Here is an 8,944-nt window from a genome sequence, read left to right as displayed (position 1 = left end):
GCGCGCGCCGGCACGCCCCCCCCCCCGCCCCGCAGCCGAGCGAGGGGGCTTGGCTATCTCATCGCTGCCGGGCGCCCTCTCCGCGAGAGCGCGTCCGCAGCAGCAGGACGCCGGCGATCAGCAGCGCGGCGCCGACCGCGGAGGGCCACAGCTGGGCGCCGGTCTCGGCGAGCCCGCCCTCTGCGGCCTGCTGCTGGCCGCCCGCCAGGCCGGTCTCGCCGGCGGGCGGCGTGCTCTGCGCACCGGGTGTGCCGGCCGCGGCCTCGGACTTCTTCGCGTCGGGAGCGGCTGCGCCCGACTCCACGGCGGCGGCCTTGGGCTTCTGCACCGTGCCCGCGGCCGGCTTCTGCGCGGCGGGCGCGCCGCCGCCAGATCCGTCGGCCTGGGGCTCCTCGGCCTTGTCCGTGGCGGCCGGGTTCTCCTGGCCGCCGGGCTCGGCGCCGTCGTTCCCGGGCTCGGGCTTCTGCTCGTCGCCGCCGGAGGCCGGCGGCGGAGTGGCGCCAGGCTTGTCGCCGCCCTGGCCGGGCTCGCCCCCGGGCTGCTGCGTCGGCTGCTCTGTCGGCTGCTCCGTGGGCTTCTGGGTGGGCTGCTCGGTCGGCTCCGAGGGGGGATTCTGCGTCGGCTGCTGCGTCGGCTTCGGGTCCTCGCTCGGCTGCCCGCCCGGCTCCTCGCCCGGCTCCTCCTCGGCCGGCGGGGCGCCGACCTCGCCGGGTCCGCACTTTCGACCGTCGTTGATGCAGTCGACCAGCGCCCGCATCAGGTTGTCGTCGAAGACGTTGATGAAGTCGCCGTGGTCGGTGACCGGCTTGTGCAGCTGCTCGGGGAAGGAGTCGACCGCGAACACCGCGGGGGATTCTCCGTCGAAGACCGGCCGCGGCACGTCGTAGACGATCCGCTGCACGAGCTGCGGGATGGCCTGGAAGCCTTCGGCGCAGCGGCCGTTCTGGTCGGCGAACGCCACGTGCGTACGGTGGTTGGCGCTGTCCGCGTTCTTGCCGTCCCAGCAGCTCTGGAACTTGAAGCTGCGGACCACCTTGCTGCCCTCGGGACAGATCGGGTACTTGTCCTTCAGCTGGCGGTTCTCGAAGCCGGTGCAGCTCCACGACGCGTTGGCGTTGGCGTTGCCGTTGACGAACGCCTTGGCGTCGCCGGTGATGATCCGCAGGAAGCGGGGCATCACGGTGACCTTGCCGACCGGGCTGCCCACGAAGTTCAGCGTGACCTCGGCGGGCGTCTGGATCTCGCCGACGTTCTTGTCCTTGCCGCCGCCGTCAGCGTTGGCGTCGGCCTCGTTCTGGCCGTTCTGCACACGCAGAACGGGCCAGTAGTAGGTCGACTTGTCGCCCTGGTTACGGCACGTGGTCTGACCGTTGGCGAGGTCGTCGTCGCTCGCGAACGCGTCGTTGGCCTGGTTGCCCACGTAGTCGTGCATATGGTGCGCGCCGTTGCTCACACCGGGCGCGACGATCACGTTGTCCGGGTTGAACTTGCCGTTCTCGTTCACACCGCAGTCGGTGGAGAAGACGCCTCGGGAGGCCTCGGCGAGCTGCTGGGGGTTGGCGACGTTGGGCTGGACGGACTGGATGTCGACGAAGTCGGACGCCTCGGGGCCGTTCTGCGCCTGGCCTCCGCTGCCGTTGCCCTGGCCGTCGCCCTGACCCTGCTCCTGGCCCTGCTGCCCCTGGCCCTGCTGCCCCTGGCCCTGCTCCTGGTCCTTGCCGTCACCGGCGCCGTTCGCGTCCGCGTCGTCCGCCTGCAGAATGCACGCCGCCATCGACTCCACGCCCTTGGGGCGCTCGCCGGCCACCTTGCCGATGGCTACGGCGATACGGTCGAGGCTCGCCGCGCGCTTGTCCTTCAGCGGATCGAGGACGGCGTTCTGGGCGAGCTGAGCGTCCCGCTCCATCCGCTCCTTGTCGTCGACGAACTGCTGGTACGCCTCGGTGATCTGGGTGTCCAGCGTGGCGAGTTCGCGGTCGACCTCGACCCTGGCCGCTTCGGGCACTTCGGGCAGCCCGTTCGCGACCTCGGGGCACTTGATCGTGGACGCGGCGGGGCCGGTGCTCCGCGTCTGGTTCTGCTCGCCGCCCCACCCTTCGCCGGCGGTGGCGGTGGTGTTGACCGCGATGAGGCCACCCCCGCCAAGGATCAACGCGATCGAGGCGACGACAACTCTTCTGCCGCTCTTGGGTCGTCTACGTGCTGTATGTCTCAACGGAGCTCCTATGCTTCGTTGCCGGTCGGCCGTGAGCGTGCGCCGGCTGAGAGGGGGCGGCAGCGCTGCGGAGCTACATACGGAGGAGGCGGGCGGAGCGTTCAAAGCGATCTGGAATTCGTAGAAACCTCCAGTCGCCGGGGGCGCCTGACGCTGTGTCGAGCCACAGCCCGCAGCGGCGGCGGGGCGTTCCCAGGGCGTACGGCCGCCAGCTCCGGCGGTCAGTTCCCGCAGGTCACGCCAGGAGACCTCCCCTCGGCCGCTCCTCGCGCACCCGGTCGAGGCCGGGCAGCACGGTGACATGCGGGAGCCCGGTGACCGGGTGCTCGCTCACGTCCGCCTCGACGCGGTAGACCTCGGCGAGGAGCGTGGCGGTGAGGACCTCCGCGGGCGTTCCGACGGCGACCACGCGGCCGGCCTCCATCACGCAGATCCGGTCGCAGAAGGACGCGGCGAGGTTGAGGTCGTGCAGCGCGATGACGGCGGTGACGCCGAGCCCGCGCACCAGCCGGAGGGCGTCGAGCTGATGGCGCAGGTCCAGGTGGTTGGTCGGCTCGTCCAGCACCATCGTCCCGGTGCGCTGCGCGAGGGCGCGGGCGATGAGAACCCGCTGCTTCTCCCCGCCGGAGAGGCGGTCGAAGGGCGCGTCCGCCAGCGCGGCGACGTCGAGCTCCTCGAGCGCGCCCACGATGATGCCGCGGTCCTCGGCGTCGTCGCCCGCGAAGGCGCGCTTGTGCGGGGTGCGGCCCATGGCCACCACGTCGTACACGGTGAGCTCGAAGTCCCCGGCCGTCTCCTGCAGTACGGCGGCGAGCCGCTGCGCGAGGCGCTTGCCGGGCATCCGCCAGACGTCCTCGCCGTCCAGCGCCACCCTGCCGGAGGTGGGGCGCAGCGCCCGGTAGAAGGTACGCAACAGGGTGGACTTGCCCGCGCCGTTGGGGCCGGCGAGTCCCACCACCTCGCCGGGCGCCACGTGCAGGGAGACCTGGTCCACCAGGGTCCGGCCGTTCACGACGACGGACACGTCCTCGACGTCGAGCGCGCCGGGCTTGGCTATCGGGGTGTCCGTCATCGGGCCGCCTTCCGTCGCATCAGCCAGAGGAAGAACGGGCCGCCGACCAGGGCGGTGAGGATGCCGACGGGTATCTCCTCCGGGCTGATGAGGGTGCGGGCCGCCAGGTCGGCGGCGATCAGGAACGCCGCGCCGAGCAGCGCGGCGGCGGGCAGGGCGCGGCGGTGGTCGGCGCCCACGAGCAGCCGCACCACGTGCGGCATGATCAGGCCGACGAACCCGATCTGGCCGCTGACCGCGACGATCGTGCCGATCATCAGGGCGACGAGCGTGAACAGCGCGGCGCGGAAGCGGTGGACGTCCAGGCCGAGGGCCGCGGCGGCCTCCTCCCCCGCCAGCAGCAGGTTGAGCGAGCGGCAGACGCCGAGCAGGACCGCCGTGCCGAGCAGGACCGCGCCCACGGGGATCCACACCAGCGTCCAGGTGGTGCCGGCCAGTCCGCCGAGCATCCAGCGCAGCGCCGACTGGGTCTTGTGCGGGTCGTTGGAGGTGACGACCAGCAGGCTGGCGACCGCCGAGAGGACCTCGGCCATGGCCACGCCCGCGAGGACGAGCCGCACGGTGGTCATCCTGCCGCCGGAGCGGGCCAGGAAGTAGACGGCGATCAGCGCGGTCAGCGCGCCGAGGAACGCGGCCACGGGCAGGGAGAAGATCCCGAACAGGGTCACATGGAAGACGAGGACCAGCACCGCGCCCACCGACGCGCCGGACGACACCCCGAGCAGCATGGGGTCGGCCAGCGGGTTGCGGACGAGAGCCTGGAGCGCCATCCCGGACACCGACAGGCCCGCGCCGACCACGCCGGCCAGCAGGACCCGGGGCAGCCGGACGTCGAGGACGATCGTCTCGCGGACCGGCGTCCAGGTCGGCTCGGCCAGCGACGGATGCACCTGGTGCAGCAGGATGCTCCAGACCTGGCCGGCCGGCACGTTGATCGAGCCGATCGCGATGCCCGCGGTCGCCGCCGCCGCTACCAGGGCCCCGAGCAGCGCCAGGACCAGAGGATAGGGAACGGCGGTGCGCCGGACCGCGACCGCCCCGGCTCCGGCCGGGCCGCCCGCCGCCTTGGCGGGCCCGGCCGCCTCCGTCGCATCGGCCGGGCCGGCCGCCTCGGTCGTCTCGGTCGCCTCCGTCACTGGAAGCGGTCCGGGTGGATCTGGCGGGCCAGCGACTCCACGGCGGCCGGCACCCGGACGCCGAGCACGGTGGAGGAGAGCGGCAGCACGGCGAACCGCTTGTTCTTGATCGCGGGCACGTCCTTCAGCGCCGGGTTGGCGAGCAGGAACTTCTTCTTGTCCTCGACGGGCTGGTCGCCGTAGTCGTAGATGACGATGACTTCGGGAGCCCGCTCGGCCACCTGCTCGAACGACACGTCGCCGAACGTCTTGTCCACGTCCGCGAACAGGTTCACACCGCCCGCTCGCTTGATCATCTCGTTGCCGATGCCCGCGCCGCCCGCGGTGAACGCGGTCTTGTCGCCGCTGTCGTAGACGAAGAGCTTGGTCGGAGCGACGCCGGCGAGCTTGCCGTCGACCCCCTTGAGGACGGTGTTGAGCTTCTTCACCTGCTGCTCGGCCCGCTCCGGCACGCCGAAGATCTTGGCGACGGTGCGGATCTCCTCGTCCATCTTGGCCATCGTCACGGGCTTGGAGCACTCCTCGATATTGAGGTGGGTGTCGACCCCGGCGTCGGTGAACGCCTTGCGGCCGCGTCCCTCCTTCTCGTCGAAGGTGCTGGAGAACCCGCCGTAGACGAAGTCCGGCTCGGCGGCCAGCAGCGTCTCGAAGGAGGGGTACTCCTTCGCGAGCACCTTGATCCCGCCGTAGGCTGCCTGGTACTCCGGCAGGATCTTGTCGTCGAGATAGCCCGTGCCCACCATCGACTTCTCCAGCCCGAGCGCCAGCATGATCTCGGTCGCGTGCTGGTTCAGCGACACCGCCCGCTGCGGAGGACGCTTATAGGTGGTCTTCACATCGCAGTTGGTCACCGTGAGCGGAAAGCCCTTGGCGGCGGAGCCCGCCGACCCGGTGTCCTTCCGGGCGCCGCCGTCGCCTCCGCAGCCGACGGTCAGCAGAGCCGCGGCTATCGCCGACAGCACGAACTTGGGGTACTTGCCCGTCATGTGATGGGTCCTCTCACCGGAGTCGTCGCAGGGTGGATCGGTGGGTCATCGCGTGTCGTCGGGGGAGGGCACGGACCGTGCGCGGCCCGGCGGGGTGAAGACGTACAGGTCGAGCACGTCCGGCAGCGGGGCGACGCCGGGGCCGCCCGCTCTCACCCAGTCGACGACGTCCTCGGTCGCGGCGGGGTCGTTGACCAGGCCGAGCCAGACCGGCCGGGCGCCGGCGGCACGTCCCGCGGCGGAGGGCTGTACGACGATCACGTTCGCCTGGTCGCACACGTCGAGGCACTCGCAGACGCGGACGGGCGCTTGAGTGCGCAGACGGGCGGTCTGCTCCGCGTGATCGACGCCGGTCACCTTGGAACTGCCGCAGCAGCAGTCCCGGCATACGACGACCCGGCACGGCGCCGGCTCGCCTGACAGTCCCCCGATGGGCATGCCGACAAGTCCTCCCCTCTGGGGAAATCCGCCCCAGACACTTCGAGGAGGCGACCGCGTGAGTTTCCTGGCTCTCGGGTCGAAGCTCGTCCCGACCTTCCCACCCGTACCCGGGCAGTGGTCTGTTCGGGATCCGCTCGCCGATCACAGTGGCGGGACCGCGCCGGATTCACACCGGCTTCCTCGATCCGCCGTCGCCTTTTCGCGGGACATCATCGCAGACGGGAACGGCATGTCGTACCGCGCGTTCGGACGTACGAGGGGCGGGCGCGAGCGGCGCGCGCCTCCCCGGGGCCGACGCCGAGCAAGGCGGCCCGCTCCGACGCGGTCGCTCGGACACGGCCGCTCGGAAATCCGCTTGACCGCCCTTCTATGGTTCCCGCATGACGACCACGCTCCGCCTGGAGAAGATCACCCCGAAGAACTTCGACGCCGCGATCGGCATACGAGTCCGGCCGGACCAGGAGCACTTGGTCGCGCCGGTCGTGAAGTCCCTCGCCGAGGCGTACGTACACCCGGAGGCAGCCTGGCCCCGTCTGATCCTCGACGGCGACCGGCCCGTCGGCTTCCTCATGGCCTTCCTCGACATCGACTTCGCCGACGACGGCACGGGCGCCGACATCCGCTCGGGCCTGTGGCGCCTCAACATCGCGGCCGGCGAGCAGGGCAAGGGGTACGGCCGCTTCGCGGTCGAGTCCGTGGCCGCCGAGATCCGCCGCCGCGGCGGCGACCGCCTGACGGCCACCTGGGAGCCGGGCGAGAGCGGCCCCGAGCGCTTCTATCTCGGGCTGGGGTTCCGGCTGACGGGCGAGAAGAGCGGGGGCGAGACGGTGGGCGAGCTGGAGTTGGGCTAGGCCCCCGGCCTAGTGAGCCGATGCCCTGCTCCTCGCCGAGATCGCACGCGGCACGACGGCGGGGCGGCTGGACGGCACGACGGCTGGCGGGCTGGAGGGCGGGAGGGCGGGCACCGCCGAAGGGCCCGCTGCCGGATGTGTCGCCTGGTACGGGCCGACGCTCACCGCCCGCGTTCAGTACCGCTGAGCCTTGGCGATCTTCGCCGTAAGCGCCAGGTCGGCGGGCTTCCGGCTGATGGCGAGGGGCCGAGCCCGCTCGCCCGGCTCGAGGTCCTCCGCGCCGACGATCCTCGTCTCCACCGCCTTGCCGTCGGCGTCGACGAAGTCCACCTGCACGGCGTACGACGCCTGCTCGTCGGTGCTGTTGGCGATGTTGACGACGACCGCCTGCAGACCGCCGGTCTCGGCTCTGGGCCTCCCCGTCAGCGAGACGTCGGAGGTCGCGTTGCCCTTTCCCTCCACGTTCTTCAGCTGGGCGGCGGCCGCCTCGTTCGCACGGGTCAGCTCAGCCGAGACCGACGCCTCGAAGGAGGAGGCGGCAGCGGAGGCGGACGAGGCCGCGGCGCGGGCCGACTCGAGGGCGGACTCGGCGGCGGAGGCCATGGCCGAGGGCGGCGTGCCCGAGAACGCGGACGTGTCGGGGGGCGTCGGGCGGGGGCTGAACGTCGTCGCGCCCTCCGTGTCGCCGCTGTCGGTGCTGCACGACGACAGCGCGGCCACGCTCGACGCGACGACGACGCACGTCAGGGCGACCGTCGCCAGCCGTCGCCTGCCGGGCCGGCCCTTCGCGCATGCGGTCATCTGGACTGTCCTCTCCCAGCTGGCGACCGAGGGACGCTCCCTCCGGTGGCGCCCATGACGAACGGCCGTGCCCCGTGCACCCTGCGCAGGGCGGGGTCGGCCCCGGGCTCTACTGGTCGCCGGCGAGCTGCTCGGCGAGTTCCTTCTCGTCCTCGTCCGCCATAGACGTCTTGAGGACGGTTCCGCCATAGGGCTGCATCGCCGCGGCGAACTTCTCGTCGACGATGTCCGTAGCCATGATCACGACGGCGGCCGAGCCGGGCTTGAGAAGGGACTGGACCTTCTCCCGGAACGACTTGTCGACGCCCATCTGGCTCACCTTGCCGATGATCCCGCCGACCGCGGCGCCCACCACGCCGATCCCGGGCATCAGGATGAGCATGCCGAAGACCATGCCCCACAGGGCGCCCGCCGTGGCCGACACGGCCACCTTCTCGCTCTTGCGGGGTGTGTCGACGTGCGTCTCGCCCTCCTGGTCCACCGAGACCAAGGCGAGCCCGGTGAGCTTGAGCACGGAGTCCTTCTCCAGCTGCTGGACCGTCTTGAAGGCCTTGTTCGCGGTTGGAGGCTCGTCGTAGCCGATGACGATGAGTTCGGACATCCTGATCTCCTTGGTCACCAGATTGGCAATACGAACCTTATGTCCAATTCGGCGATCAGGCAGAAGATGCGCGGGCGCGCCGCGACCCCGCGGCGCGCACACCGACGAGGCCGGGCCCGTGCGGGCCCGGCCTCTCAGAAGCAGGCGGATCAGTGGTTGGTGCCCGACGCCCAGACCGCGCGGCTGCCGTCGTAGATCACCACGTTGCCGTCGTCCTGGATGGCCAGGCGCGAACCGGGGCGACCTGCGGTGTTCGAAGCCCACACCGCGCGGTTGGAGCGGGTGTAGACGACGAAGTTGCCGTCCGTCTGGAAGCGGGCCGTCCAGCCCTGGCCGACGGTGTTGGAGGCCCAGCGGGCCCGGTTGAACTCGTCGTAGATGACGAGGTTGCCGTCGGACTGCATGACGAGCCGGGCCGTGTCGGAGCTGACCGACTGGTTGTGGCTCAGGGTGAACGGCGCATAGCGCACCTGGGTCGCCTGCTCCCCAGGTATGGCCGTCTTCCCCGAGGCGGCCGGACGTGCATGGTCTGAGGGTGCCGCGTGCGCCTGGCCGACGAGCATCAGGCTGGCGAGCACGGCGGTTGCGAGAAGCGCGGTAGCTCTCTTCCCCACGAGCGAACTCCTTGAGTCAGGTAGTTCAACCATCGGCGCCCCGATCGGGATGCCGTCCCCGGACTCTGGCGCCCGGGCGGCGCCGGAAGCGTCCGCTCCGGCCCGCCATGACGTGTTCGTGTCACTCTTTGACCTGAAATTGTAGGCACCAACTATTTAGGGCCAATTGCGCGCGCCGAAGCTGGCCGACTTCCTCCCCGAGCGGGCGTCACGCCTGCTCGGGGACG

General features: G+C 71.3%; 9 protein-coding genes and 1 riboswitch. Of the genes, 1 reads left to right on the top strand and 8 read right to left on the bottom strand.

Features of this window, described 5'->3' with window-relative positions; all coding sequences use genetic code 11:
• Nucleotides 1-58: 58 nt before the first annotated feature.
• The 5 genes from AB0M39_RS35480 to AB0M39_RS35460 form a co-directional block, all read right to left on the bottom strand.
• Nucleotides 59-2,215 carry a DUF1996 domain-containing protein gene (locus tag AB0M39_RS35480; protein WP_365371299.1) on the bottom strand — a complete coding sequence of 719 codons (2,157 nt, stop codon included), beginning with the start codon at nucleotides 2,213-2,215 and terminating at the stop codon, nucleotides 59-61.
• Nucleotides 2,216-2,450: 235 nt separating this feature from the next.
• Nucleotides 2,451-3,287, bottom strand: a complete 837-nt coding sequence (locus AB0M39_RS35475) for an ABC transporter ATP-binding protein (RefSeq protein ID WP_365371296.1) — start codon at nucleotides 3,285-3,287, stop codon at nucleotides 2,451-2,453.
• Nucleotides 3,284-4,288 (bottom strand): iron ABC transporter permease, encoded by a 1,005-nt coding sequence (locus tag AB0M39_RS35470; RefSeq protein WP_365371304.1) that lies wholly within the window; start codon nucleotides 4,286-4,288, stop codon nucleotides 3,284-3,286. Before AB0M39_RS35470 ends, AB0M39_RS35475 begins: the two co-directional genes overlap by 4 nt.
• Before the next feature lie 131 nt (nucleotides 4,289-4,419).
• Nucleotides 4,420-5,409 carry an ABC transporter substrate-binding protein gene (locus AB0M39_RS35465; protein ID WP_365371293.1) on the bottom strand — a complete coding sequence of 330 codons (990 nt, stop codon included), beginning with the start codon at nucleotides 5,407-5,409 and terminating at the stop codon, nucleotides 4,420-4,422.
• A gap of 45 nt (nucleotides 5,410-5,454) precedes the next feature.
• Nucleotides 5,455-5,847, bottom strand: coding sequence for a (2Fe-2S) ferredoxin domain-containing protein (locus AB0M39_RS35460; protein WP_365371290.1), 393 nt, complete (start codon nucleotides 5,845-5,847; stop codon nucleotides 5,455-5,457).
• 39 nt (nucleotides 5,848-5,886) lie between these two features.
• A riboswitch (cobalamin riboswitch) is annotated at nucleotides 5,887-6,077 on the bottom strand.
• A gap of 153 nt (nucleotides 6,078-6,230) precedes the next feature.
• Between AB0M39_RS35460 and AB0M39_RS35455 the strand changes: the two genes are divergently transcribed.
• Complete coding sequence (locus AB0M39_RS35455; RefSeq protein ID WP_365371289.1) at nucleotides 6,231-6,701, top strand: GNAT family N-acetyltransferase; 471 nt, start codon at nucleotides 6,231-6,233, stop codon at nucleotides 6,699-6,701.
• 174 nt (nucleotides 6,702-6,875) lie between these two features.
• Here AB0M39_RS35455 and AB0M39_RS35450 read toward each other — a convergent pair whose 3' ends face one another.
• From AB0M39_RS35450 to AB0M39_RS35440, 3 genes are all read right to left on the bottom strand, one after another.
• Nucleotides 6,876-7,502 carry an FxLYD domain-containing protein gene (locus AB0M39_RS35450; RefSeq protein ID WP_365371286.1) on the bottom strand — a complete coding sequence of 209 codons (627 nt, stop codon included), beginning with the start codon at nucleotides 7,500-7,502 and terminating at the stop codon, nucleotides 6,876-6,878.
• A gap of 109 nt (nucleotides 7,503-7,611) precedes the next feature.
• Entirely contained in the window at nucleotides 7,612-8,103 is a 492-nt protein-coding gene (locus AB0M39_RS35445; RefSeq protein ID WP_365371284.1) for a DUF1269 domain-containing protein, read from the bottom strand.
• A gap of 149 nt (nucleotides 8,104-8,252) precedes the next feature.
• A complete protein-coding gene (locus AB0M39_RS35440) occupies nucleotides 8,253-8,717 on the bottom strand; it encodes a hypothetical protein (protein WP_365371281.1) in 465 nt (154 codons plus the stop codon).
• Nucleotides 8,718-8,944 lie beyond the last annotated feature (227 nt).

The sequence above is a fragment of the Streptomyces sp. NPDC051907 genome (assembly GCF_040681075.1).
GTDB lineage: Bacteria > Actinomycetota > Actinomycetes > Streptomycetales > Streptomycetaceae > Streptomyces.
Note: the sequence above shows the minus strand (reverse complement) of the source record. Positions and strands in the feature narration are given on the sequence as shown.